The following is a 24,382-nucleotide window of genomic DNA, read 5'->3' on the forward strand; positions in this document are numbered from 1 at the left end:
TCGAGCAGCTCGGCCGAAGGCGGCGCGGTGGCCGCATCGGCGGCGCGCGCCGGCAAGGCCGCGCCGCCGGCCAGCAGCGTCGCGGCGATCAGCAGCGCTCGAAGGAATCCAGCTTGCTTCATCGACATCTCCTCAGGCGCGCGCCAGTTCGGCCTTGATCGTATCGGCCACGCGCAGGCTCAGCGAGGCGATCGTCAGGGTCGGGTTGGCCGTGCCGGTGTTCACGAACACCGCGCTCGAGGCGATGTAGAGGTTCTTCAACTCGTGCGAGCGGCACTGCGCGTCCACCACCGAGGTATTCGGGTCGTTGCCCATCAGCGCGCCGCCGACGGGATGATCCTCCGCCGAGAACTGGTAGGGATTGTTCGCGTCGGGGATGTAGCTCACGTCGGTGCCACCCATCCCGGCGATCAGCGGCTCGTAGAGCTCCTTCACGGTACGCACGGCGCTGCGGCGCGTGTAGTCGTCGATCGTGTAATGGACGCTCGGGAAGTTGATGCCCAGCATGTCCTTCTTGTCCGACAGCGTGAGACGGTTCCCGGGATTCGGCAGCACCGCGTGATGCGAGGAGATCTCGATGCGGCGCGCGGCGCCATGGCGGATCGCCTGTTCCAGCCGTTTGCCCACCAGGCCCTGCTTGAGCGCGGCGGCGGTGACCTGGGCCGTCATGTTCATCTCGTCGACGCGATGGATCGAGGCGGCCATGTCCGTGCGCCAGGGGCCGTCGCGCCAGGTATCGATGGCCGCGTTGTGTTGCGGCCCCTGCCCCATCCAGACCGGGTTCTGGCAGGTGAACTGCACCTCGGTGCCGGCGTGCTCCATCATGTAGCGGCCGACCTGGTCGGTCTTGTTGGAGATCCCCCGGGGATTCTTCTCGTCCTTCGAGAACAGCATCAGCTTGACGGTCTCGATATTGTGCGCGGCGAGGATGAAGCGCTTGCCGGTGACGCGGAAGCTCTGCTTGTCCGGGTTGTAGAAGTGGACCGCCACCACCTCGTCGTTGGCCGGATTGGTTTCGATCCGGTACACCACGGAGTTCTCCATCACGCGCGCGCCGGCCTTCTCGGCCGCGACGACCGTCTCGATCGCGTTGTACATCGCGCCGATCGGGCAGATCGGCATGCAGTTGTTGTTGCCGGCGCAGGTCGGGCGGCCCGCGTAGGGCCGCGTGTTGCGCCCTTCCGGCTCGTGCACCACGCGGCACTGCGTATGGCGGCGCACGGCCTCGTCGACCACGCGGCTGGTGTAGGTCCACGGCATCAGGTCCATCGGGTATTTCTGCTTGCGCGGCGAACCCAGGTATTCCTGTCCCGGCCCGTTCAGCGGATCGGGGCCGCACACGCCCCAGATCAGCTCGGCGCGGTAGTAATACGGTTCGAGATCCTCGTAGGCGATCGGCCAGTCGCGGCCTACGCCGTAGGTCGAGCGCAGTCGGAAGTCGTTGGGCAGGTGCCGCCACGCGCAAGCCGCCCAGTGCCAGGTGGTGCCGCCGACCAGCCGCAGGTAATCGGTCTGGTAGGCCTCGCCGTCGGGGCCGCTCACCTGCAGGTAGTCCTGGACCTTGCCCTCGGTGTCGTAGAAGGTCGGGGCCAGCGCCCAGGGCTTGGGCGGATAGGGCGTGGTGAGCGCGCGCGTGGTGACCGGCGCGTTGCGGAAGTTCTCGACGATCTCGCCGCGCGTGACGCGCGGCCCGGCGTCGAGGACGAGCACCGACAGCCCGCTGCTCGCGAGCTCCAGGGCCGCGACACTGCCGGCGGCGCCCGCGCCGACGATCACGACGTCGGCCGATAGCGATGTGGGATTCATGGGTGCGATTTCCGAGGGGATAGCTTGTTATTAGGGCGATGGGCGGACGCGAGGCCGCCTCGTGCCGCCGGGGTCCGCGAGCGCGAATCAGGCAGCCGGCAGCACGCGCGACGTCGCCCAGTAGAGCGGGCCGCGCCGCACGTAGCTCGGCGGGCTCAGCACGTCGGCGACCACGCCGAACATCAGCGCCGTCTGGTAGGCATAGGTGCGGAAGCCGACCACGCCCAGGTACCAGGCCGAGGTGACAGCATTCAGCGTCTGGCGAAGCGCGCCCAGGCGGCTGCGATCGAGATCGGCGGCCAACGTGTCGACATCGATGCCGGGCCGCGCGGCGATCCGCTCGGCCAGGGCCTGCAGGTTCGTATCGAAACCACGCTCGCGCTCGCGCAGCGCCTGGTAGAGCGCGGCGCCGGTGGCCGGGTCGGCCGCCCTCGGCGACACCAGCCTGGAGACCTGCATGAAGCGGTCGAGCCCTGCGTGGTCGGTGGCGGACGAGGCGTGGACCTCGGTCCACAGATCGACCACGCTCAAGGAGGCCAGCGACAGCATGCCGAACACGAAGCGGCGGCGGCCGGCCTGCGAGGGAACGTAGTCGTCCCGGTGATGTGGGGTAGTCATGACGATGGCCTCTCTGGCTTCTTGATCGCGTTTGGCGACACGTCGAATGCATCGCATAGGATACCGAATCGCGGGTGGCGCGGCGGGCCGTGGCCTCGGCGCAATCCTGCGCCGTCGCAGGCGGCGACGGCCGGGCGCCTCAGCCCTGGATCGAATAACCGCCGTCGACAGGAATCGCGGTGCCGGTGATGAAGTCGCAAGCCGACGAGCACAGGGCCACCGTGATGCCGGCCAGGTCCTCGGGGCGTCCCCAGCGGCCTTGCGGCGTGCGCGCGAGGATGCCTGCCTCGAGATCGGGAAACAGTTGCTTGGCCTCGGCCGTCAGCTCGGTCTCGATCCATCCCGGCAGCAGGGTATTGACCTGGATGTTGCTCGGCGCCCATTCCACCGCCAAGGCGCGGCCCAACTGCACGATGCCGCCCTTGCTCGCGGCATAACCCGCGCCGTGGGTGGTGCCGAACAGGGACAGCATCGAGCCGATATTGACGATCTTGCCGCCCTTGGCGCGCAGGAAGGCCGGATAGACGGCCTGCGCGCAGTAGAAGGCGCTGCTCAGGTTGGTGTCGACGATCCGGTGCCACTCCTGGTGCGAATAGTCCTGCGCATGTCGGCGGATATTCATGCCGGCATTGTTCACCAGGATGTCGACGCGGCCGAAATGCCGCTCGACGTCGTCCACCATGCGATTGCACTGCTCGCCGACCGAGATGTCGGCCTGCACGTAGATGGCCGCGTCGCCGGCCTCGAGCTGCGCCAGGGCTTTCGCGCCGCGCGTCTCGTCGCGCCCGACCAGGGCCACTCGCGCACCCGCGCGCAACAAACCCCGGGCGATGCCCAGGCCGATTCCACTGGTTCCACCCGTGACGACGGCGACTTTGGCGGCGAGATCGAACATGTCGACGGCTCCATTCAATTCGAGGAGCCACGAATTATTCCATGGAGGCGGGCCCGTGTTGCACGCCGGAATTACGACATTTTTGCGTGAGTAACGTGAATTTTTCTCATCGTCCCAGTCCGAATTCCGGTCCTAACATTCCTGCAATTCGGGTTATGGAAATTTGTAACATTTACCTGTTCCAGACTTTCCCCGGCGCCCGATATACCCGTCGGGCCGCATCCGCAGGATCCCGCCGGATCGACGGCGCAGCGCGCCGACGGCCGATTCGCACGAGCTGGCCCGCCATTTGCATGAGAAGCCCGCCGGCCTCGCGCCGGCAAAACAGGCCGCAACGCGTCATGCACCCGCTTGCGGCCGTCGTCGATACCCATCCTCGACATTCCAATCAACCAATTCGTTATCGGGAGCTGATCGACATGCTGAAATGGGCATTGATTTTTGCGGTGGTCGCCATCGTCGCGGGGCTGTTCGGGTTCACGGGTATCGCGGCCGGTTCGGCCGCGATCGCCAAGTTCCTGTTCGGCCTGTTCCTGCTGCTGTGCATCGTGTTCCTGGTGATCGGCGTGGTGGTGGCCAAACGCGTCGTCAAATAGCGCGCGGCGCCCGCTCTCAGCGCGGCGTCGCGACGGGGCTCGGCAGTTGCGCTTTCATCCAGGCCTCCAGCCCCGTCACCGCGATGCCCTGCTCCGCGTTGAAGGTTTGCCGCTGGTCCCAGGCCACGCCGCGCCCCTGCGCGAACACCACGCGATACTTGCGCAGCGCGTCGCCGGGCGCCTCGGCCAGTTGCCGCTGCAGCTCGGGCACGCTCCAGGTCTCGCGCCTGACGCGCCGGCCGCTCCAGCGTTCGAGCGCATCGGCCAGCTCGCGGTAGGTGACGGTGTCGCCCGCCACGCGAACCACCTGGTTGGCGATGCGTGGCTCGGCGAACAGCACCTCGGCCGTCAGCGCGCCGATGTCGTCGGCCGTGGTGAGGGTCACGGCGGTGTCCTCGCTGCCCAGCGCATGCACGGCGAGCGTCGCCAGGTCGACCACGCCGAACGCGGGCTCGAACAGGAAGCTCGTGAACATCCCCGTCGAGACGATCACCCACTCGGTGGCTCGTTGCGCGCGCAACATCTCGCGCACGTCCAGTTGTTCGTCGAACAGGTCCTGGGCGCTGCCGCGGCCGATCACGTCGTAGTCGACGCCGAACTGCCAGGGGAAATAGCGCTGCACGCCGGCATCGAGCGCGGCGCCGGCCAGCTTGCGCTGCACGCCCGGCCCGCCGACGAAGCCGGTGCAGGAGACCACCGTGTGGTAAGGCCGAAACAGCGCCGCGAGCTGCTCGCGCGACTGGCTGGCCAGGTCGCCCGTCACGATCGCGATGCCGAGCGCGCGCAGTTCGGCCAGGTCGCGCTGTTTGGCGGGATCGGTCGAGGCCAGGGTGGCCGCGCGCAGCAGCACGCTCAGGCGCGTGCCGCCGCCGGTCGCCGCTGCCCGTCGCGCCAGCGCGCGCAGCATGGCCATGCCGAGTTCGCCCGCGCCCAGCACCAGGATCGTTTCGTCATGCTGGATATTGCCGGTATTCGCCATCTTCGTTCTCCGTTCGCAAAGCCCGTATCGGGACAGGAGCGAAGCTTAGCGGCGGGCGGCCCGGCCATTGTTCGGCCGGCTTGAACACAGAACGCGTGGGCGAGGAGCCGCGGGGCGGCGCGATTCGCGTAGCGGCCATCTTCGGCTAGAGTGGCGGAACCTCCCCGTCTGCCCGGCTCCTATGGACAAACTTCACGCGATGACGACCTTCGTGCGCGTCGTCGAGGCGCGCAGCTTCAGCAAGGCCGCCGAAACGCTGTCGCTGCCGCGCTCCTCGGTCACCACCACGGTCAAGCAGCTCGAGGCCTATCTCGGCACGCCGCTGCTCAGGCGCAGCACCCGTAGCCTGAGCCTGACCGAGACCGGCGAACGTTACCTGGCCTCGTGCCGCGCGATCCTCGGCGAGATCGCCAGCGCCGAGCGCGCCCTGCTGAGCGAGGCGAACGCGCCGCGCGGGCGCGTGCGCGTCGACCTGCCCGGCGTGATCGGCCGTGCCTGCGTGCTGCCGCGGCTCGCGGAGTTCGAGGCGCGCTACCCCGAGATCGAGCTGGTGCTGGGCCTGAGCGACCGGCCAGCCGACCTGATCCACGAAGGCATCGACTGCGTGATCCGTACCGGCGAACTGGCCGATTCCTCGCTGGTGGCGCGCCGGCTCGGCGAGCTGGCGTGGATCACCTGCGCCTCGCCGCGTTACCTGGAGCGCCACGGCGAGCCGGCTTCGATCGATGCGCTGGGCGAGCACCGCATCGTCAACTACCTGTCGAACGCGACCGGGCGGCCGCTCGACTGGCGTTTCAGGGTGGACGGCGAGGCGCGCGCGATGACGCTGCCGAGCCGCTACGCCGTCAACGAAACCGAAGCGTATCTGCAATGCGCGCTGGAGGGATTGGGCCTGATCCAGATCTCGGCCTTCGCGGCCGCCGCCTACCTGCGCAGCGGGCGGCTCAGGGAAGTGCTGGCCGACCTGCGCTGCGCGAGCGTGCCGGTCTCGATCGTCTATCCGCAGGCGCGCGTGAACGCGGCGGTGCGCACCTTCATCGACTGGGTGTCGTCAGCCGTGACGGCCGACCTGGCGGCCTAGCCGCCGGCGCGTTCCTCCTGGTCGCCACCAGGCCTGCCGAGACGCGCGGCTCAGGCGCGCGCGGGGTCGAGATAGCGCTCGACCAGCCGCGACCAGTACGCGGCGCCCACCACCAGGTTGTCGTCGTTGAAATCGTAGGTCGGGCTGTGCAGCACACGGCCGCCCGTCGCGGGGCCGTTGCCGATGCGCAGGAAGCAGCCGGGCCGGGCCTGCAACAGGTAGGCGAAATCCTCGCTGCCCATCAGCGGCTCCATGTTGGCCTCGACGTTCGCCTCGCCCACCACCTCCCTCGCCACCTCGATCGCGAAGGCGGTCTCGGCCGCGTGGTTGTGGACCACCGGGTAGCCCTCGACATAGTCGATCTTCGCCTCCACCTCGAAGCTGGCCGCCTGCATCGAAACCAGGGTCTCGATGCGCCGGCGCAGCAGCGCGCGCGTGTCGGCATCGAAGGAGCGCACGCTCAGGCTCATCTGCACGCGATGCGGGATCACGTTCGGCGCGTGGCCGCCATTGAGCATGCCCACCGTGACCACCGCCGCGCGCGAGGGATCGACGTTGCGCGCCACCACCGTCTGCAAGGCGGTGACGATCGCGGCGGCCGCCACCACCGGATCGTGCGTCTGGTGCGGGCGCGCGGCGTGGCCGCCCTTGCCCTCGATGGTGATGAAGACGCGATCGCCGGCCGCCATGAAATCGCCGGCGCGGAACATCAGCCGGCCTTGCGGCTGGCCCGGATGATTGTGCATGCCGAACACCGCATCGCAAGGGAAGCGCTCGAACAGCCCCGCCTCGACCATGCGCTTCGCGCCGCTGTCGTAGCCGCGTTCCTCGGCCGGCTGGAAGATCAGGTTCAGCGTGCCGTCGAAGCGGCGCGTTCGCGCCAGGTGCCGGGCCGCGCCCATCAGCATGGCGGTATGGCCGTCGTGGCCGCAGGCGTGCATGCGCCCCGGCACGCAGCTCGCGTGCGCGAAGCCGTTTTCCTCGGTGATCGGCAAGGCGTCGAGGTCGGCGCGCAGGCCGATCGAGCGCGTGCCGCCGCCCGCGCGCAACACCCCCACCACGCCGGTGCCGGCGACCCCGGTATGCACCTCGTAGCCGTAGTCGCGCAGGCGCGCGGCCACCTCGCGCGCCGTTTCCTCCTCGGCGAAGGCCAGCTCGGGCTGGCGGTGCAGCGTGTGGCGCAGGTAGCGCATGTCCTCGTCGAGCGGTTCGAGTTCGGTCAGGCTGGAGAACAGTCGGTTCATGAGCGGCCTCTTGCGGGCGGAAAATGATGGCCTTGTCGGCGGTACGAGCCGCGATTATGCGCGCGGCCTCGCCTTGAAGGCGGTGCCGCCACATGCGAGTATGTTGCTTTCCCTGCAACAGACGGAGCCGCCTTGCTCGACGACGATCCGCTCATCAGCGAACGCACCCTCGCCTATCTCGAGGCCGTCGCCACCCACGGCAGCATGCGCGGCGCGGCCGATTCGCTCGACGTCAACGTCTCCACGGTCAGCCGCCAGATCGCGCTGCTGCAGCGCCAACTGCGCCTGCCGCTGGTATCGCGCAAGGGCCGCTCGGTGGCGCTGACCGAGGTCGGCCTGGCGATGGTCGACTACCATCGCGAGCGCGAACGCAATGCGCGGCGCTTCCGGCAACAGTTGCAGGACTATCGCGCGCTGCGGCGCGGGCGCTTGACGATCGGCATCGCCGAGGGCTTCGTGGCCGAATTCGTCGGCGGCGTGCTCAAGCCCTTCAGCCAGCGCTTTCCCGACATCACGCTGGAATTGCGCAGCGCGCCGCTCTCGGAGTTGATCCGCCTGGTGCGCGAGGACCAGGTCGACATCTGCCTCGCGGTCGGCCTGCAGCGCGATCCGGCCTTGCAGATGCGGCGCATCCAGAGCGATCCGCTGTGCGCGATCGTGCCGCGCGGGCATCGCCTGGCGCGGCGCAACACGATCGCGATCGGCGATCTGGCGGACCAGGACCTGGTGTTCCTGGAGCCGCAGTTCGCGGTGCAACAGCATCTCGACGCGATGCTCGATGCCGAGCGGCTGGTGCTGACGCCCCGGTTCCGCTGCGATCGTTTCTCCACCACCCTGCTGCTGGCCGCCGAGGGGCTCGGCATCGCCTTCATGACGCGGCGCGCCGCCAGCTGCGAGATCGCGCGCGGCGAGGTGCGCGCGATTCCACTCAATCACCCGATCGCGCGCGGCTTCGACCGCTACGTGATCACGCGCGCGGGCCGGCGGCTGCCGCCCGCCGGCAGTCATCTGTGGAAGGAGATCGTGCGCGTGCTGTCGGCGGCCTGAGCGGCGCGCGGCGATCGTCATCGTTTCGCTATATGATGGAACGATCGATCCATCTAGCGGATGCGCCACGCGGCGCCTTCCCCATCACGAAAGAGAAGCTCATGAGCGGCAAGCCCCAATACGACGAGGCCGTGGTCATCGACGCGGCGATCCAGGTGTTCTGGCGCCATGGTTACGCGGCGGCCTCGATCAGCGACCTGACCGAGGCGACGGGCCTGTCGCGCTCGAGTCTCTACCAGCGCTTTCGCGACAAGGACGGCCTGTTCCAGGTCGCGCTGGCCACCTACACCGAGCGCGTGCTGCGCCGCATGAATTCGGCCGAGGGAAGCACGGCGCGCGAGAAGCTGGAGACGCTGCTGCGCGGCATGCTGCCGGTGGCATCCGCGCAGCGCCCGCCGGGCTGCCTGGTGACGCGCAGTTGCGCCGAGCGCGTGGACCTGCCGCCGGCCGGGCAGGAAGCCGCGCTCGACGGCGCGCGGCGGCAGCGCGAGGTGCTGGTGGCTTTGCTGAACGAAGCGGTGGCCGGCGGCGAACTGCCGGCCGAGGCCGACGTGGAGGCGCTGGCCTGGCACTTCCTCGGCGTGTTCCAGGCGGTGCTGGGCTTGCCCCAGGCGGGGGCCGGGCGCGAGGTGCTGGAGCGGATGATCGAGGTGGCGATGGGGGTTTGGCCGATCAATCTCTCATCAAAAATTGCGTGACGTTTCGAACCACGTATTCCCGTCCGTCGTGAATTGAACGATGCTGAAAGCTGGCACATTCAGCGATGTCTCGTTTTGCTTGAGGATGAGTGTCGGTGATCCATTGAACGTGATACCACCAGATCCTGCCTGGACCGTGATGTTCGTGCCCGGTGCCAAGACAGTCATGTTGACGATGGGAGTCGAACCGTTCACCTGGATGAAGTGTCTGCCGTAGCGCAACGGTAGCGAGGCAACGGCAGCAAGACTGAATGGCGCATCCGACTGGATCGAGGAAACTTCCGCGACGTTGGTATTGTTCGCACCACTCACTTCCTGTACACCTATGTTCTTGAAACTTACACCGGTGATGCTGGGCCGGAACGCATTCGCGCTCAAGGAGATACCGTACTGCGTGTACTGACGGATTCGGCCCCCATGAAATTGAAAATCGGTTGCGTTGTCCGTGACCGTCACCCCTACCGTCTGCGTGGCATTGTCTCCAGTGAACGTCGATCCTGTAAACGAGGTTGCTGGTGCGTCGATCGTCGCGGTGACTTCACTGAACTCCACGTTGCTGAAGTGATGACTCGATCCCGCACTCGACAACTTGAGCGCCATGCTTCCAATCGCGGTGTTGGAGCCGATCCAGCCACCTGTCACCCACAGATTCGACCCCTGCTCAACGAAAATTCCTTGTCCGGTGCCGTCCAGTTCGATATCCGGGGTGGTCACGAAATAATTGAATCCGTTCATGGTGGTAGGACTGTTGATATGGAGAAACCAAGCATTGTTCTGGTATGCAACCGGCAGTGTCACGGTTTGTCCTTCCGAGAAGGCGCCAAAATATATACAGTCCCCGTTGATGCCGGTGAAGAGCGGTTCAATCAGGAACAAGTCGACGTTGCGATGCGCTTGGGTGTCGGTGCCGGTAGTGGTGATGCCGCTCCCATTCAAGTTGGAAAAGCGCGGCCTGATGATCTTGTACTCAGAAGCCACCTCGCTGACGATGCCATTGAACAGTTTGCTGCCCTGCGAGTCTGCACCGTAAATAACCAGGTCGCCGATATCAATGAAACCGACGTTTCTCAACAGGAGTGCCGCACCTGAAGTCGAGGCGGCGACGCCTTCAGCCGGCGCGATCTGCAGGCCATCGATCGACGTGTAGTAAAGCTGCCCCTTGGTGGCATCGGTTCCGTCTCCAAGCACGATACCGTTCTGGTTGGGTGTGCTCAAGCGCAGAACGGCTTGCCCCTTCGCACCACGGATCTTCAGGGCCTTCGTGATGGTAATTGGGGCAGAAATTCTGTACGTACCAGAGATATCCAGGGTCTTCCCGGCGGATGAGTCGACCGCATTCTGAATACACGCGGTACTGTCGGCATTGCCGGTGGGATCGCACCCGGGAAAATCCAGCACGTTGACCACGTCACCCAGTTTGCTGCTCACCGATCTTGCCGCACCATTGGGTGCTGCATACTGAATCGCGTCGGTCACTCCCGAGGGATGGCCGAAACTCAATGTGCCATCGAACTGTGCGTCGCCATTCACATGTAAGTCTTGGACGGACGTGGTCTGCGCCTCCGAAACTGACACCATGGACCAGCCGAGTACCAAAGCACAAACGAGAAAACGCTTCATGAAATCCTCTTTTCTGATTGTTGACATGCTTCGACTTCACTGCGCCGCCTTCCTGTTGATTGTTTCGTTGATGCCTGATGGAATTCGGCGAACCTTCACTATCCTAATGCTGATTTCGGTGGCACGGCCGGAAACCACGCCCTGGTGGCGTGCCATCAGTAGCATCCACTCATGATGTGCCCCGAAATCTTCAATTATCAAATTTTAAAAAATAAACCAATGAATTGATGTCGATTTTTACGAAGAATTACATTCACGATATCCCGTGATAGATTGCGTTCGCCAATTTCATTGGCGAAGTCTTCGCAATTATCAATTCGGAGAATTTATTGTGAATATTTCCAAGCTCACACTGGCAACCCTGGGTTTTCTCTCGCTTTCCCAGGCGCAGGCAATTGTCGTCAGCGACGACGTATTTACCGCGAACGGCGGCAACCTGAAGGACATTCCGGGTACCATCGCCACGGCGCTGGAACCCCAGCGCGTACAGAGCTATGCGCCGCAGTTCCTTTCCGCCGGGCACCTGGACACGCCCGGGGGCGCCTGCACGGCCACCTGGCTCGGCGATTCCGCGGACGGCAAGTCGGTATTCCTGCTCACGGCCGCGCATTGCACCGAGGGGACCCAGCAAACGGGCAAGGGCAATTTCAAGTTCACCGACTGGAAAGAGCGAACCATCGCTTCGGGTCAAGGCTCATATACCACCGGGCCATATCGTTTTTCCAATACGCCGGGTTTCGGCGGCGCTTCCACCGACATTGCATTGATTCAATTGCCCAAGATCGCGGATATTCTCGATCAAAACGGCAACAAGGTGGCGCGCCCGGTTCTTTACGACCTGTCGGATAACGAAGGCGAATTGAACAAGGAAGTCTGGTTTGCCGGTTATGGCTCCTGGGGAACCGGCACCGGCGGCTCGAACGGCGGTTATTTCCCGAAGTCGGGCCCGCGCCGCGCCGCCGGGGCGGCGACGATTTCGTCGATCTTCGAAAACGATCACGGGATCGGCGCAGCGTTCAAGACATCGGTCGGCCGAGACCCGTCCAAGGGCATCGACGCCTGGACCCGGACCGCGTCGGGCGACAGCGGATCGGCGTGGTGGCAATTGCATAGCGGTATCTGGACCATCATCGCCGACACCAACGGCGGCAGCGATAGCCTGTCCACCGGCGCGCGGACCTCGCAGTATGTCGACTTCATCAAGTCGGTTTACCCGCAAGCGCTGTTTCTCTCGCAAGTCCTGAGCGAACGCCGTTCGACCGCCGCGTCGAGCCTGGTCTCGCCGTTCTCCCGGTCGTCCGCGGCCGGCAGGTAACGGCCGCAGCGATCGGGCCTGCGCCGGGAAGCATGGCGCAGGCCAATCGCAAGCCTAGCGCGCAACCAGCCGCAAGGCCTGCCCCGCCTGCGGCCAGACCGGGATCGATGCGCCGGCGGCGGCATCCCAGCTGCGGATCGGCACCGTGCTCACGCCGGCCAGGTCCGATGTCAGCGCCGTGCCCGACACGTTCAGCGCCAGGCCGCTGTAGCGATTGACGATGCGATAGCCGCCCGAGCCGCCGCTGCCGATCTTCTGGAAGTACCACTGCTGCTGCGCGCCGCCCGCCGAGGACGACCAGATCGGTGCCGCGCCCCAGGCTCTTCCCGCATTGCCGCTCCCCACCCCGAGATAGCGGCCGCCCAGTTGCAGCGTGAAGAAACCGTCGCCGAGCGCGCCCAAGGTCCAGGCGCCCGAGGCCGCGGCGGGCAGATTGGTGCCGCCGTTGCCGGGATGCACGACGTAGGCCTGCACCGGGGCCGACTTGACGGCGAGGCGCATGCCGCCCGCATCGGCGTAAGCGAGCGACGCCGCATCGCGGCTCGCGTCAGGCGTGATCGTCACGTCGGCATATTCCGCGCCGTAGGTCTGGCATTTGCCGTACACGCAATACGTGCGGAAGCGATTGCCCAGCGTATCGGAGGCGGTCTTCGAGACGCTGTCGGTGAACCAGCGATACCAGGAGGCGGTCTGGTACGGCACGCTGCCGGCGAAGCGCCACTGCTGCGTCGCCAGGTCGTCGGAGACGTAGAACTTCAGGGTCGACGCGGGGCCGTTGTAGTCGAAATCGCGCGTGCCGGGCTTCGTGATCGCGCGATCCTCGGCCACGGCGACGTACTTCTGCAGATACAGGTTCCATGCCACGTTCATGACGCGCATCGTGCCGTTCGTGTAGCCGGCGGACAGCAGGTCGCCCGCCCCTTGCGCCGGCGGCACGAAGCGCTCGCTGCCGGTCCCGTCGGCGGCCGGCCCGCCTTGCGCGGCGAGATCGCTGGTCGGTCCCGCGATGTTCGATTCGAGCGAACTGGACACCGGCGCCGTCGTGCAGGGCGTGGCCGCGGCCGTGGCGGCATCGCAGGTCCAGTTCGTGCCGGGCACCTGCTGCCACTTTCCGGCGTAGAACTTCTGCCACGACGCGGGCTTCATCTTGTCCTTGATCGGCGCGCGCGCCGCGTGTGCCCACATGTAGTTGTCGAAGCCGCCCGGATTGCCGTTCTGCCCCTGGATGCGGCTCGTATAGAAGATGTAGAAATAGCCGCCCACGTTGTCCACGTAGAGGCGCGGGTCGCCGTCGCCGTAGTAGTAATACGGCGTCTTTGGGTCGCCGCGGCCGTAGGGCGAGCTCAGGATCGGGTCCTGGAGCGTCCAGTTCGCGCCCTGGTCGGTGGAAATCGCGTACGAGATGGCGTCGACGCGTGGATCGTTGCCGAACAGTTCGTTATGGACCACGCCGTACCAATTGCCCGAATCGGGATCCACCCACACGCCGACCAGGTCGCAGTAGTCGGCCTGCGTATATCCGGTGCGCGATGTCACGGGCTGCCCGAACAGCGCGATCGCGACTGGGTTCCGGTCGTTGCAGAGCACGCGCGTGTCGTACTGCGAATGGGCCCTGGCCTCGCTCAGATTGTCGACATCGGCGCCGCTGTAGAACTTCCAGTAATGGTTGTCGGGATTGTCGTCGTATTGCGAGAGCGCGTTCTGCGCATAGAAGCTGCCGTCGCGATCGATGAACAGCGAGTTCGGACTATCCGACACCGGACTCGCGGCCACCGACGGGCCTACGCTGAAACTCGCCGTCTGGGCGCTCGCGGCCATGCACAACAGGCTGGTGCCGGCGATCGTCGCGAGCCGGCCTTGCATCGATTTCATGATGGATTTCCCTCTCGATTGGAAACGGATCGAACCAGCGCCGGCCGCGGCCGGCAGCCGGGGTGCTCAGGCCAGCGTGGCGGCAAACGCGATCGGCTGGCTGTCGGTCTGGTGCAGGTCGAACACCAGCACCTCGTTGCTGCCCTGGCGCAGCCAGGGCGCCGGGCAATAGAGCCGGTGCTGCGGCCCGATCGCCCAGTAGCGCCCCAGATGGCGGCCGTTGACCCAGACATGGCCCTTGGTCCAGCGGCTCATGTCGAGATAGGTATCGGCGCTCGCGTCGAGCTGGAACGTCGTCCTGAAGAACAGGCCGCCGCGGCGCGGGTCGCTGACGACGGGCCGCAAGCCGGCCAGGAACCCGGCGTCGAGCGGCAGCAGGCGAACCTCCCAGCCCAGCAGTTCCTGGCTGCCGCCGCCGGATTGCAGCGAGACCGACTCGAGGATGCCCTTGCGATCGACCATCGCATGGCCGTAGTTCACCCGGCCCATGCCTTCGACCAGCAGGTCGAGGACCGGCGCCGGCGAATTCGCCGGGCCGGCCGGCAGGCTCAGCGGCTGGTGATGCGTGAGATTGAAGCTGCGCGCGTAGTCGGCCGGCAGCGCCGCGCGGGAGATGCCGCCGGCATACTGCCCGCCGACGAAGACCGTCGCGTAGTCGTGCACCTCGCTGACCGTCAGCACGCCGCCGGCGTAGGCCGGCAAGGTCTTGCGGTAGAGCGCCAGGCCGAATGCCTGGCCGTACATCTCGAAGGGCTGGGGCCGCTCGGTGGAGGCCGCCGGCAAGGCGGCCGGCAGGTTGTCCCACAAGGAGGCGAACGGCGCGGGCGTGATCGTGTCGGTGCGCGCCAGGGTCGGCACCGGATCGGGCACGGGGGGCAGCGGCGCGCGAAGATAGCCGCCGATCAGCTTGCGGTAGCGCGTGTAGTGCTCGGTGGCCACGCCCTGCTCGCTGATCGGCGCGGCGTAGTCGTAGCTGGTGATGTCCGGCTGATACTCGCCGCTGCCCGTATCGGTGTTCGCCCCGGAGAAGAAACCGAAGCTGGTGCCGCCGTGGATCACGTACAGGTTGAAGGACAGCTTCCGGCTCATCAGGGCGTCCAGTGTGGCCGAGATGTCGGTGGCGGTGCCCTGCAGCACCGGATCGCCCCAGTGCGTGAGCCAGCCGGGATACACCTCGCCCGCCATCGCCGGCACGTCGGGATAACGCGCGCGCGCCGCGGCGATGCCGTCGGCGGTGCCGTCGCTGAGCGCGATCGCGCCGCCCTTCACGTTGGACTGGTTCTGCTCGAGTTGCGTCAGGCCATCCTCGGTATAGAACGGCCCGTTGATCCCGCCCTGCACCCAGAGCTGGCGAACCTCCTCCATGTAGGCCGGGTCGTTCGCATAGGAGCCGAACTCGTTCTCGATCTGGATCATCAGGATCGGGCCGCCGCTGGACACCAGCAGCGGCGCGATCATCGGCACCAGGCGCGCGATGTAGCGCGAGACGGCCGCCATGTAGCGCGCGTCGGTGGCCGAATCGACCCGCAGCTGGATATCGGAGTAGCGCAGCAGGTAGGACGGCAGGCCGCCGAGGTCCCACTCGCCGCAGACATAGGGCCCCGGGCGCAGCAGCACCCACATGTCCTCGTCCTGGCAGAGCCGGATGAAGGCGACGATATCGCGGTTGTCGGTCTGGAAGTCGAATACCCCGGGTTCCGACTCGTGGTAATTCCACATGATGTAGAGCGCGATGGTGTTCATCCCCATCGCCTTGGCCATGCGGATGCGATGACGCCAGTATTCGACCGGGATGCGCGCGGGATGCATCTCGCCGCTGCGGATCTGGAATGCCTGCTTGTCCAGCAGGAATTGCGCGCCGTCGCTGCTGAACGAGAAGGTGTGCCGTGCGCGCACGCTCGGCCGCGGCTCGGGTGCGGCGGCCGATGACGACGCGCTTCCCGTCGATCCGGCCGATAGCGGTGTCGCGCCGCCGTCGTTTCCATCATCGCCGCCACCGCATGCGGCCAGCACCGGCATCAAGCTCGTCAATGCCAGGAAGTTCCTTCGACTCGTAGCCATACCTGCCCTCGTGATATCGGCGGCGATGTGGTTGCCGCCAGTCTTGTTATTCAAGGCCGTGACGCGATCGGCCCGGGATCCAGCCCATCCGATTCGTTATTTTTCATTAGCAAAACTAAGTGAAACGGCGAAAAAATCTACCCGGACGACACGAACGCGAAACCCGCCGGCCTGCCGATCGTGACCTTGCCGGGTTCGGGATCGAGCCGTCCCGATTCCTGGTCGCGGCGAAAGACGCGCAACGCGTCGCTTCCCTGGTTGCCGACGATCAGCCAGCCGCCGCCCGGATCGATCGCGAACTCCCGGGGCGTCCTGCCGAGGCAGGATTGGCGCCCTGCCTCCTTCAGCATTCCGCTGGCAGGATCGACCGCGTAGACGAGGATCTGGTCGGCATCGCCGCGGTTGCTGGCATACAGGAAGCGCCGGTCCGGCGAGAAGTGCAGCGCCGAGCCGGCCACGCCGCCGCCGAAGCCGGGCTCCGTCATCGGCACATGCTGGGCCAGGCTCAGCAGGCCGTCGTGATGGCGATAGACATCGATGCTCGCGTCCAGCTCGTTCATCACGTACGCAAAACGCCCCTCCGGGCCGAAGCGCAGATGCCGCGGCCCGGAACCGGGCCGGACCTGCAGCCAGACGGGATCGACCAGTTGCGCGGGCTTGTCCGGCGCCTCGCCCTGGAAGCGCCAGCGAAGGATCCGGTCGGCGCCGAGATCGAGCGCGAACAGATGACGGCCGTCCGGCGCGAACACCACCGAATGCGCGTGCGCGCTGTCCTGCCGCCCGCTTACCGGGCCGCTGCCCTTGAGGCGCACGCTCGCCGCGCCGGCACCGAACCGGCCGTCGGCGGCGATCGGCAGGACCGTCACGCTGCCGCCCGGATCGGCGGCGACCGAGTAATTGGCGAGCGCCAGGTGGCGACCATCCGGCGACAGGCTCAGGTGGCACGGATCCTGGCCATGCGAGGACACGCGATCGAGCAGCGTGAGCGTGCCGCTCGTGGCGTCGAACGCGTAGGCGCTGACCATCCCCGTCACGGTGGCGATGCCGGGCGAGGCGCCGCCGCCCGGCAGTTCGTTGACCGCATAGACATGGCGGCCGTCGCGGCTCGCAACCAGGTAGGACGGATTCGCCGCGGGGATCGCGAAGACGCGCTCGAGCGCGCCCGATGCCGTATCGAACCGGTAGACGTGGATCCCGTCGTCGCCACCCTCGGCATAGCTGCCGACCAGCAGCATCGGCCTGGCGCCGGGCTTCGCGGCGCGCCGGCGGCTTTCCGCCGGGCCTGTCATTTCACGGCCCCCATCGCCAGGCCCTTGACCATGAAGCGCTGCAGCCAGGCGAACACGATCGACACCGGCAGCGTGGCGCACAGCGTCGCCGCCATCACCAGTTGCCACTCGACCACGTACTTGCCGGCCACCATGTCGGTCACCTGCACGGTCAGCGTCTTGTTCTCAGGCGAGCGGATCAGCGTGTAGACCACGGCGAACTCGTTCCAGGCATTGATGAAGGTGAAGATCGCGGCCACCACCATCGCCGGCACGGTCAGGGGGAGAAACACCTTGAGCACCGCCGCGCCGCGTCCGCAGCCCTCCAGCCAGGCCGATTCCTCGAGATCGCGCGGCACCGTCTCGAAGTACGAGGACAGCATCCAGACCGCGAAGGCGATGTTGAACGCCGCGTACGAGACGATCACGCCGATCTTCGAGTCGACCAGGTTGCCGTCGCCGTAGGGAATCATCGCGGCGAGCCGGAACAGCCCGACCACCAGCAGGATCGGCGAGAGCATCTGGGTGAGCAGCAGGAACTGCCGATAGGCGCCGCGCCCGCGAAACGGCAGGCGCGCCAGCGCGTAGGCGGCGGGCAGGCTGACCGCGAGCGCCAGCGCGGTGGACAGGAAGCTGATCACCAGGCTGTTGCGCAGCGCCACGCCGAAGTTGGCGGCCTGCCACATGTCGACGAAGTTCTGCCAGCGCCAGTGGTTCGGCAGCCAGCGCGCCGGGTAGACGAACACCTCGTCGGCCGGCTTGAGCGCGGTGAACAGCATCACCGCGAACGGGAACAGGATCACGATCACCAGCGGCGACAGGACCAGCCAGCACCACAGCGTGCGCTTGCCCTTGGCGTTCATGCGGCCTCCTCGTGCTTCGGCTGGATGCGCAGGTAGATCATCGAGAACAGCAACAGGATCGCCAGCATGATCAGCGACACCGCCGCCGCCTGCCCCGGGTGGCCGAGGCGGAAGCCCAGCTCGTAGAGGTAGGTGACCAGGATATGGGTGCTCTCGTCGGGGCCGCCCTGCGTCATCACCCAGATGATCGGGAAGGAATTGAACACGTAGATCACGTTCAGCAGGATCGCCATGTTGATGAACGGCCGCAGCAGCGGCAGCGTCAGGCGCCGGAAACGCTGCCAGGCGCCGGCGCCGTCGATCTGCGCGGCCTCGTAGATGTCGGCCGGGATCGAGGACAGCCCGCCGAGCAGGATCGTCACCGTAAACGGGATCGAGACCAGGATGCCGACCAGGATTTCCGCGGTGAAGGCCAGCCCGGGCGTGGCGAGCCAGTGCAGCGGCGCGCCGATCAGGTGCAGGCGCTGCAGCGTGACGTTGACCATGCCGTAGTCGTCGTTGAAGGCCCAGCGCCAGACCACTGCGGTCATGGTCAGCGAGACCGACCACGGCAGCATCACGATGGTGCGCGCCAGGCCGCGCCCGTGGAAATCCTGGTTCAGCACCAGCGCCACCGGCACCGAGATCAGCACGGTCCCGCCGACCACGCAGGCGGTCCAGTACACGGTGCGCCACAGCGAGCCGATGAAGACCGGATCGGCGAACACGGCGCGGAAATTGTCGAGCCCGCTGAAGCCGCGAACCGTGCCGAAGCGCGAGACCTCATGCAGCGACTGGTAGACGATGTTGAAGACCGGATAGGAGATGATCAGCAGCGCCAGCAACAGGCTCGGCACGATCAGCAGCCAGGGCAGCGTGGAGCGCGGCATGGCCCTGCCGCCCCGGCGCCTCACCGGCGCGCGGCGCGCGAGCACCGCCTCGCCCGAAGCCAGCCCCGCGGCGCGCGCATCAGTGTCCGAGCGCATGGTTCGCCTCGCTGGCCGCGGCGTTCAGCGCGGCGGCCGGTTGCGCGCGTCCCAGGTAGATCGCCTGCACCGCGTTCGTGACCGCCCGGGCGGTGTCTTCCCAGCCGGATATGGTGGGCGCGAAATGCGCGCTCGGCAGCAGCGCGACGAAGGCCCGGGTATCCGCATCGCCCAGCGCGGGGTCGGCCGCCTCGGCCTTGGTGGTGGGCAGGAAACCCTCGGTGCGCGTGAACTCCACGCGCGGGCCCTTGGTGAACAGGTAGTCGAGGAACTTCCACGCGCTCTTCTTCACCTTCGAATTGCGGAACATCACGATCGAGTCCGTCACCGCATAGGTCGCGTGCACGGTGCCGACGGGGATCCCGGTGATGCCGTACTTCAGGTTCGGCACCTCCTTGTTCAGTTGCCGGGCGAGAAACGGCGCCGAGATCACCATCGCGACGCGCCCCTGCTTGAACAGGTTCTGCACGTCCTCGCGGTTGTAGCCGGTCACGCCCGGCTCGGTCAGGCCGGCATCGATCATCGAGCGGTAGAGCTGCGCGGCCTTGATGCCGGCGGGGCCGTTGAAGGCCGCCTTGCCGTCCTTGCCGTCCTTGCCGTCCTTGCCGACCACCTCGCCGCCGTACGACCAGAGCGCGTAATAGAAATACACGTCGGTCTCGATCTCCTTGCCCTGCAGGCCGAAGCCCGCGATGCCCTGGGCCTTCAGCTTCCTCGCGGCGGCCACCACGTCGTCCCAGCTGGCCGGTCCGTTCGGATAACCGACTTTCGCGAGCAGGGTCTTGTTGTAGTACAGCGCGCGTGCCGATCCCGCGATCGGCAGCCCGTACAGCTTGCCGCCCACTTCGCCGGGCGCGAGCAGCGAGCCGATGAAGCGGTCGCGGAACGCCGTGTTCATGTAGCCGTCGAGCGGCTCGGTCAGCTCGTCGCGCACGAAGTCCGGCAGCCAGCGCGTGCCGACGATCGCCAGGTCGGCATTGGCGCCGCCGGAAATATCGGTCTGCAGCTTCTGCTGCAGGGTGTCCCAGTTGACGTCCTCGATCTTGATGGTGGTGCCCGGGTTGGCCTGCTCGAAGCCGCGCGCCATCTTCTCGAAGTACGGCGCGGTGGCGTCGCTGTAGTGCGCGACCGTGACTCGCACGGTGTCGGCCCGCACCGCCTGGCTCGCCAGGCAGACGGCCAGCGCGCCGGCGGCGAACCCGCAGAGTCTCGTGATGGTCGACCGGGAAAATCGCATGGGGCACCCCTCGTCATGATGTGATGGACGGCTCTCGATGTCCGTCCTTGTAAAAATCCTACATAGCAAAAATAAAAATGTCACGAGCCCGTTGAGATTTTTTTTCCGGTGTTTTCCGCTTATATTCTGCTCATCCAGGCAAACCTGGGGCAATCCATAAGCAACGGCGCCGATGCTCGTGTATATAATTTTCACGAACTGCGAAGCATCGGGACGAGATCGGGGCGCAGCGCCCATGCATTCCAAACCTCGGAGAAACAATCCCATGAATCATGTCGTTCTGGTCACCGGCGCCTGCGGCGGAATCGGTCGCGTGCTGTGTCGCCGCTTCGTCGAGCAAGGCGATACCGTGCTCGCGCTCGATCGCGATGGCGCCGCGCTGGCCGCCCTCCCCGGCGTGCGCCCGGTGGTCGCCGATCTCACCGACGGCGAAGCCGTGCGTGCCGCCGTCGACGCGGCGGTGCGCGAGGCGGGCCCGGTCGGGATCCTGGTCGCCAACGCGGGAGCGGCCGTCGCCGGCTCGCTCGCCAGCACGCGCGATGCCGACTGGCGCCGCGATATCGACCTCAACCTGAACGGCACCTACTACTCGGTGGAAGCCGTGCGCGCCTCGATGATCGAGCGCCGGCGCGGCAACATCGTGGTGATCGGCTCCGTGAACGGCGCCACCAGCCTCGGGCACCCTGCCTACAGCGCGGCGAAGGCCGGGCTCGTCAGCTATACCCGGGCGCTTGCGACCGAGTTCGGCCAGTTCGGCATCCGCGCCAATATCGTCTGCCCGGGCACCGTCAGGACGCAGGCCTGGGAGGCGCGCATCGCCAAGGATCCGGCCGTGCTCGAGAAGCTGCGCAAGTGGTATCCGCTGGGCGACTTCCCGAACCCGGACGATATCGCCGACGCCGTGCTGTTCCTCGCCTCGGAGCAGGCGAGGATGATCACCGGCGTGATGCTGCCGGTCGACGGCGGCCTGCTCGCCGGCAACCGGCTGATGGCGGCCGAACTCACGCTCGAATCGTTCTGACACCCCACCCGGGCCAGGGCTCGAAAGGAAAAGACATGGCGGAAGTCCAGTTGCAAGGCCTCTCCAAGCGCTACGGCGCGGCGCAGGTGGTGCACGGCATCGACCTGCATATCGACGACGGCGAATTCGTGGTCCTGGTCGGGCCGTCCGGCTGCGGCAAGAGCACCCTGATGCGGATGATCGCCGGCCTCGAGGACATCAGCGACGGTGAGCTGCGGATCGGCGGCACGCGCGCCAACGAGTTGTCGCCCCAGCGGCGCAACGTGTCGATGGTGTTCCAGAGCTACGCGCTGTATCCCCACCTGAGCGTGCACGAGAACATCGCGTTCGGCCCGAGGATCCGCAAGGAAGCCCGGCAGGACTACGAACCGAGGATCCGCGCGGCGGCCAGGATGCTGAACCTGTCCGACTATCTCGATCGCCTGCCGCGCGCGTTGTCGGGCGGCCAACGGCAGCGCGTCGCGATGGGGCGCGCGATCGTGCGCGAACCCGCGCTGTTCCTGTTCGACGAGCCGCTGTCGAATCTCGACGCCAAGCTGCGCGTGCAGATGCGCACCGAGATCAAGGCGCTGCACCAGCGGCTGCGCAACACGGTGGTCTATGTCACGCACGACCAGGTCGAGGCGATGACCATGGCCGACCGCATCGTGGTGATGAATGCCGGACGCATCGAGCAGATCGGCGCGCCGCTGGCGCTCTACGATCGCCCCGCCAACCGCTTCGTCGCCGGCTTCCTCGGTTCGCCGGCGATGAATTTCGTGGACGGCACGGTCGAGGCTGCGCGGGATCTCCCCACGCTGCGGCTCGCCGACGGCACGCGCGTGCCGCTGCCCGCCGACCTGCCGGGCGCGCTCGCGGGCAAGCGCGTCACGCTCGGCGTGCGCCCGGAGGAAATTGCCTGGTCGAACGGCGAGCGCGCGCTGCGCCTGTCGGTCGACGTGGTGGAGCCGACCGGAGCGGAAACCCACGTGTACGGCAAGCTGGCCGATGCGACCTGGTGCCTGACCACCCGCGACCGGACGATCGACAGGCCCGGCATCGAGCTGGGCCTCGAATTGCCGCCCGAGCACATGCACCTGTTCGACGCGGACAGCGGGCAGCGCCTCAATTGACAGGTTCGGGCCGCCGATTTCCAGGCGGCGGCCCGAACTCGGAGCATGGATCCCGCTTCGGCATCGATTGATTAGGAATCCACATCCATCCCGGGGGAAGCTGCAATTCGGCAACAGCTTGCCCCTTCGTTCCGCTGTGCAACCGGAGCGCGTCACGGCCAATCCTGGCGCCGGCCTCGCTCCGTTCCCGAGGAGAATCGCATGCGTACCCGCTTACCGCGCCTCGCATCGAGCGCGCTGCTCGCCCTGCCGCTCTGCCTGAACCTGCCGGCCCACGCCGATACCGTGGCCGCCAATACCAGCACGCCGCTGGCGGCGACCCCGCCGATGGGCTTCAACAACTGGGCCCGCTTCCAGTGCACGGCCCAGGCGCCCACCGACGGCAGCGCGCGCGCCAATTACTCGTTCCAGCATTTCATGCTCGACCAGGCCGAGGCGATGCGCGCGACGGGGCTGGTCGCGTCGGGCTATACCCTGCTGTGGGTCGACGATTGCTGGATGTCGCGCAGCGGCAGCGGGCAGATCCAGGGCGCCGCGCGCTGGGGCGGCTCCCAGCAGCCCGGCTTCGATCCCGACCTGGGCGCCTACGCGAGCGCGGTCCATGCCAAGGGCATGCTCGCCGCCCTGTACAACACCTCCGGCGCGAAGACCTGCCAGGGCGTGGCGGCCGGCGAACAGGGCCATCAGCTGCAGGACGCGCAGACCTACGTGGCCTGGGGCGTGGATGCCCTGAAGCTCGACAATTGCGGTGCGATCGACAATGCCACGCCGCAGCAGCTCTTCAAGCAGATGGCCGATGCGCTGGGCCAGGCCAGCGCCGGTTCGGCGCGCAAGATCCTGTTCAACGAATCCGCGCCGGCCGGCTACGGGCCCACCGGGTCCGCCAAGTACGCCACGCTGGACTGGGTGCGGCCGCTCGGCCAGATGTGGCGCACCGGCCCGGACATCCGGACCACCTCGATGACCGCGGGCGGCCAGGCGGCCAGCGATCCATGGGACTACTACAACGCCAATGCCTACCAGGAAGGCGTCTATCAGAGCTACAACGAGACGATCGCGCTGTCGCGCTACGTGTCGCCGGGCAACTGGAACGATCCCGACCAGCTCCTGATCGGCGACAACGGGCTCACGCCGGCCGAGGAGCGCAGCCAGATGGCGCTCTGGTCGGCGATGGCCGCCCCGCTCATCCTCAGCACCGACGTTCGCAAGTTCGCGGCCAATCCGGCCGATCCCCGCTGGCAGCAGTCGCTCGCCACGCTGAACAACGCCGAGGTCGTCGCGGTCGACCAGGACCGGCTCGGCATCGGCGGCTACCGCGTCTCGCGCGACGATCCCTCGAGCAGCGCCGGCATCGAGGTGGTGGCGAAACCGCTCGCCGACCATGCGCTGGCCGTGGTGGTGCTGAACAAGGGCGCCGCGTCGGCCAGCCCGACGCTGTCGTTCGCGAACCTGGGCTACCGCAACGGCGCGGACGGCACGCCCTGCACGCTGGCGGTGCGCGATCTGTGGGCGCATTCGGGCTCGCAGCTCGCCGCGCAGGTGCCCCTGACGATCGGCGCCCATGACAACGCGATGCTGAAACTGAGCGGCACATGCGGCGGCTGGGCGCCGACCGGCGAGATCGAGACGGTCGGCGACTGGGGCGCGACGCCGTTGTGCATCGCCGCCGGCAGCGCGGCGCCCGGCGCGGCGCTCGCCCTCGCCAACTGCGACGCGGGACCGAAGCAGCGCTGGAGCCGCAAGGCCGATCGCACCGTGGAGCTGGCGGGCACCGGTCTGTGCCTGAGCTCGACGGCGCCCGGCGCCACGCTCGGCGGCGCTGCCGGCCAGTGGGCCACGCTCGCCAGTTGCAATGCGCAGGACACGAAGCAGCAATTCAGCTACCGGCGCAATGGCCAGCTCGCGGCGGCCGCCGACGGGACCTGCCTCGACATCTATCGCGGCGTGGTGGACGGCACGCTCGGCAAACCCGGCACGCCGCTCGACCTGTATGCCTGCACGGCCAACCAGGTCAATCAGATCTGGGCCGCGCCGCATGCCGATGTCCTGAACGACTAGCCCGGCAGCCCAGCCATGGTTTCGAC

At 66.9% G+C, this 24,382-nt stretch carries 20 protein-coding genes; 8 read left to right on the forward strand and 12 right to left on the reverse strand.

Going from position 1 to position 24,382, the window contains the following annotated elements; genetic code table 11:
* Positions 1 to 132 precede the first annotated feature (132 nt).
* The 3 genes from F3J18_RS38550 to F3J18_RS17030 all read right to left on the reverse strand — a co-directional run bounded on the left by F3J18_RS38550 (position 133) and on the right by F3J18_RS17030 (position 3,319).
* Positions 133 to 1,806: a GMC family oxidoreductase gene (locus F3J18_RS38550; protein WP_166913438.1), complete on the reverse strand. Its 1,674-nt coding sequence runs from the start codon at positions 1,804 to 1,806 to the stop codon at positions 133 to 135.
* An 87-nt stretch (positions 1,807 to 1,893) separates the two neighbouring features.
* Positions 1,894 to 2,424 carry a sugar dehydrogenase complex small subunit gene (locus tag F3J18_RS17025; protein ID WP_166913439.1) on the reverse strand — a complete coding sequence of 177 codons (531 nt, stop codon included), beginning with the start codon at positions 2,422 to 2,424 and terminating at the stop codon, positions 1,894 to 1,896.
* 139 nt (positions 2,425 to 2,563) lie between these two features.
* Entirely contained in the window at positions 2,564 to 3,319 is a 756-nt protein-coding gene (locus F3J18_RS17030) for an SDR family oxidoreductase (RefSeq protein WP_166913440.1), read from the reverse strand.
* 419 nt (positions 3,320 to 3,738) lie between these two features.
* Between F3J18_RS17030 and F3J18_RS17035 the strand changes: the two genes are divergently transcribed.
* Positions 3,739 to 3,915, forward strand: a complete 177-nt coding sequence (locus tag F3J18_RS17035; RefSeq protein WP_025100145.1) for a DUF1328 family protein — start codon at positions 3,739 to 3,741, stop codon at positions 3,913 to 3,915.
* Between the two features lie 16 nt (positions 3,916 to 3,931).
* On the opposite strand, the gene F3J18_RS17040 is transcribed toward F3J18_RS17035, so the two are convergent.
* On the reverse strand, positions 3,932 to 4,894 hold the full coding sequence (locus F3J18_RS17040; RefSeq protein ID WP_166913441.1) for an aromatic alcohol reductase: 963 nt from the start codon (positions 4,892 to 4,894) through the stop codon (positions 3,932 to 3,934).
* A gap of 181 nt (positions 4,895 to 5,075) precedes the next feature.
* Between F3J18_RS17040 and F3J18_RS17045 the strand changes: the two genes are divergently transcribed.
* Entirely contained in the window at positions 5,076 to 5,975 is a 900-nt protein-coding gene (locus tag F3J18_RS17045; RefSeq protein ID WP_166913442.1) for a LysR family transcriptional regulator, read from the forward strand.
* 50 nt (positions 5,976 to 6,025) lie between these two features.
* Here F3J18_RS17045 and F3J18_RS17050 read toward each other — a convergent pair whose 3' ends face one another.
* Positions 6,026 to 7,219, reverse strand: coding sequence for a M20 aminoacylase family protein (locus F3J18_RS17050; RefSeq protein ID WP_166913443.1), 1,194 nt, complete (start codon positions 7,217 to 7,219; stop codon positions 6,026 to 6,028).
* A gap of 132 nt (positions 7,220 to 7,351) precedes the next feature.
* Here F3J18_RS17050 and F3J18_RS17055 point away from each other — a divergent pair, with 132 nt between their 5' ends.
* Both F3J18_RS17055 and F3J18_RS38555 read left to right on the forward strand, forming a co-directional pair.
* Positions 7,352 to 8,266, forward strand: coding sequence for a LysR family transcriptional regulator (locus F3J18_RS17055; protein WP_166913444.1), 915 nt, complete (start codon positions 7,352 to 7,354; stop codon positions 8,264 to 8,266).
* 101 nt (positions 8,267 to 8,367) lie between these two features.
* A complete protein-coding gene (locus F3J18_RS38555; protein ID WP_166913445.1) occupies positions 8,368 to 8,964 on the forward strand; it encodes a TetR/AcrR family transcriptional regulator in 597 nt (198 codons plus the stop codon).
* On the opposite strand, the gene F3J18_RS17065 is transcribed toward F3J18_RS38555, so the two are convergent.
* Positions 8,950 to 10,584 carry a hypothetical protein gene (locus F3J18_RS17065; RefSeq protein ID WP_166913446.1) on the reverse strand — a complete coding sequence of 545 codons (1,635 nt, stop codon included), beginning with the start codon at positions 10,582 to 10,584 and terminating at the stop codon, positions 8,950 to 8,952. The two genes, F3J18_RS38555 and F3J18_RS17065, sit on opposite strands and share 15 nt — an antisense overlap.
* A gap of 331 nt (positions 10,585 to 10,915) precedes the next feature.
* Between F3J18_RS17065 and F3J18_RS17070 the strand changes: the two genes are divergently transcribed.
* On the forward strand, positions 10,916 to 11,899 hold the full coding sequence (locus F3J18_RS17070) for a hypothetical protein (protein WP_166913447.1): 984 nt from the start codon (positions 10,916 to 10,918) through the stop codon (positions 11,897 to 11,899).
* Between the two features lie 54 nt (positions 11,900 to 11,953).
* On the opposite strand, the gene F3J18_RS17075 is transcribed toward F3J18_RS17070, so the two are convergent.
* From F3J18_RS17075 to F3J18_RS17100, 6 genes are all read right to left on the reverse strand, one after another.
* Positions 11,954 to 13,771, reverse strand: a complete 1,818-nt coding sequence (locus F3J18_RS17075; protein ID WP_025098404.1) for an RICIN domain-containing protein — start codon at positions 13,769 to 13,771, stop codon at positions 11,954 to 11,956.
* A gap of 66 nt (positions 13,772 to 13,837) precedes the next feature.
* Positions 13,838 to 15,832, reverse strand: a complete 1,995-nt coding sequence (locus tag F3J18_RS17080) for a beta-galactosidase (RefSeq protein WP_240154524.1) — start codon at positions 15,830 to 15,832, stop codon at positions 13,838 to 13,840.
* A 137-nt stretch (positions 15,833 to 15,969) separates the two neighbouring features.
* On the reverse strand, positions 15,970 to 17,121 hold the full coding sequence (locus F3J18_RS17085) for a lactonase family protein (RefSeq protein WP_166913448.1): 1,152 nt from the start codon (positions 17,119 to 17,121) through the stop codon (positions 15,970 to 15,972).
* Complete coding sequence (locus F3J18_RS17090; protein WP_025098402.1) at positions 17,118 to 17,963, reverse strand: carbohydrate ABC transporter permease; 846 nt, start codon at positions 17,961 to 17,963, stop codon at positions 17,118 to 17,120. Before F3J18_RS17090 ends, F3J18_RS17085 begins: the two co-directional genes overlap by 4 nt.
* Positions 17,960 to 18,832 carry a sugar ABC transporter permease gene (locus F3J18_RS17095; protein WP_029950053.1) on the reverse strand — a complete coding sequence of 291 codons (873 nt, stop codon included), beginning with the start codon at positions 18,830 to 18,832 and terminating at the stop codon, positions 17,960 to 17,962. Before F3J18_RS17095 ends, F3J18_RS17090 begins: the two co-directional genes overlap by 4 nt.
* Positions 18,833 to 18,911: 79 nt before the next feature.
* Entirely contained in the window at positions 18,912 to 20,165 is a 1,254-nt protein-coding gene (locus tag F3J18_RS17100; RefSeq protein WP_166913449.1) for a sugar ABC transporter substrate-binding protein, read from the reverse strand.
* A gap of 265 nt (positions 20,166 to 20,430) precedes the next feature.
* Here F3J18_RS17100 and F3J18_RS17105 point away from each other — a divergent pair, with 265 nt between their 5' ends.
* The 3 genes from F3J18_RS17105 to F3J18_RS17115 all read left to right on the forward strand — a co-directional run bounded on the left by F3J18_RS17105 (position 20,431) and on the right by F3J18_RS17115 (position 24,356).
* Complete coding sequence (locus F3J18_RS17105; RefSeq protein ID WP_166913450.1) at positions 20,431 to 21,186, forward strand: SDR family oxidoreductase; 756 nt, start codon at positions 20,431 to 20,433, stop codon at positions 21,184 to 21,186.
* Between the two features lie 35 nt (positions 21,187 to 21,221).
* Positions 21,222 to 22,298 (forward strand): sn-glycerol-3-phosphate ABC transporter ATP-binding protein UgpC, encoded by a 1,077-nt coding sequence (ugpC, locus tag F3J18_RS17110; RefSeq protein ID WP_166913451.1) that lies wholly within the window; start codon positions 21,222 to 21,224, stop codon positions 22,296 to 22,298.
* Between the two features lie 201 nt (positions 22,299 to 22,499).
* Positions 22,500 to 24,356 (forward strand): alpha-galactosidase, encoded by a 1,857-nt coding sequence (locus tag F3J18_RS17115; RefSeq protein WP_166913452.1) that lies wholly within the window; start codon positions 22,500 to 22,502, stop codon positions 24,354 to 24,356.
* Positions 24,357 to 24,382 lie beyond the last annotated feature (26 nt).

The sequence above is a fragment of the Burkholderia sp. Ax-1720 genome (genome assembly GCF_011753035.1).
Classification (GTDB): domain Bacteria; phylum Pseudomonadota; class Gammaproteobacteria; order Burkholderiales; family Burkholderiaceae; genus Burkholderia; species Burkholderia gladioli.

Coding starts and splice junctions, on each gene's coding strand:
- F3J18_RS17085 (WP_166913448.1), bottom strand. CDS start 17,121: ATGACAGGCCCGGCGGAAAGCCGCCGGCGCGCCGCGAAGCCCGGCGCC.
- F3J18_RS17035 (WP_025100145.1), top strand. CDS start 3,739: ATGCTGAAATGGGCATTGATTTTTGCGGTGGTCGCCATCGTCGCGGGG.
- F3J18_RS17050 (WP_166913443.1), bottom strand. CDS start 7,219: ATGAACCGACTGTTCTCCAGCCTGACCGAACTCGAACCGCTCGACGAG.
- F3J18_RS17095 (WP_029950053.1), bottom strand. CDS start 18,832: ATGCCGCGCTCCACGCTGCCCTGGCTGCTGATCGTGCCGAGCCTGTTG.
- F3J18_RS17025 (WP_166913439.1), bottom strand. CDS start 2,424: ATGACTACCCCACATCACCGGGACGACTACGTTCCCTCGCAGGCCGGC.
- F3J18_RS17090 (WP_025098402.1), bottom strand. CDS start 17,963: ATGAACGCCAAGGGCAAGCGCACGCTGTGGTGCTGGCTGGTCCTGTCG.
- F3J18_RS17080 (WP_240154524.1), bottom strand. CDS start 15,832: ATGGCTACGAGTCGAAGGAACTTCCTGGCATTGACGAGCTTGATGCCG.
- F3J18_RS17105 (WP_166913450.1), top strand. CDS start 20,431: ATGAATCATGTCGTTCTGGTCACCGGCGCCTGCGGCGGAATCGGTCGC.
- F3J18_RS38555 (WP_166913445.1), top strand. CDS start 8,368: ATGAGCGGCAAGCCCCAATACGACGAGGCCGTGGTCATCGACGCGGCG.
- F3J18_RS17045 (WP_166913442.1), top strand. CDS start 5,076: ATGGACAAACTTCACGCGATGACGACCTTCGTGCGCGTCGTCGAGGCG.
- F3J18_RS17030 (WP_166913440.1), bottom strand. CDS start 3,319: ATGTTCGATCTCGCCGCCAAAGTCGCCGTCGTCACGGGTGGAACCAGT.
- F3J18_RS17040 (WP_166913441.1), bottom strand. CDS start 4,894: ATGGCGAATACCGGCAATATCCAGCATGACGAAACGATCCTGGTGCTG.
- F3J18_RS17100 (WP_166913449.1), bottom strand. CDS start 20,165: ATGCGATTTTCCCGGTCGACCATCACGAGACTCTGCGGGTTCGCCGCC.
- F3J18_RS17075 (WP_025098404.1), bottom strand. CDS start 13,771: ATGAAATCGATGCAAGGCCGGCTCGCGACGATCGCCGGCACCAGCCTG.
- F3J18_RS38550 (WP_166913438.1), bottom strand. CDS start 1,806: ATGAATCCCACATCGCTATCGGCCGACGTCGTGATCGTCGGCGCGGGC.
- F3J18_RS17115 (WP_166913452.1), top strand. CDS start 22,500: ATGCGTACCCGCTTACCGCGCCTCGCATCGAGCGCGCTGCTCGCCCTG.
- F3J18_RS17065 (WP_166913446.1), bottom strand. CDS start 10,584: ATGAAGCGTTTTCTCGTTTGTGCTTTGGTACTCGGCTGGTCCATGGTG.
- ugpC (WP_166913451.1), top strand. CDS start 21,222: ATGGCGGAAGTCCAGTTGCAAGGCCTCTCCAAGCGCTACGGCGCGGCG.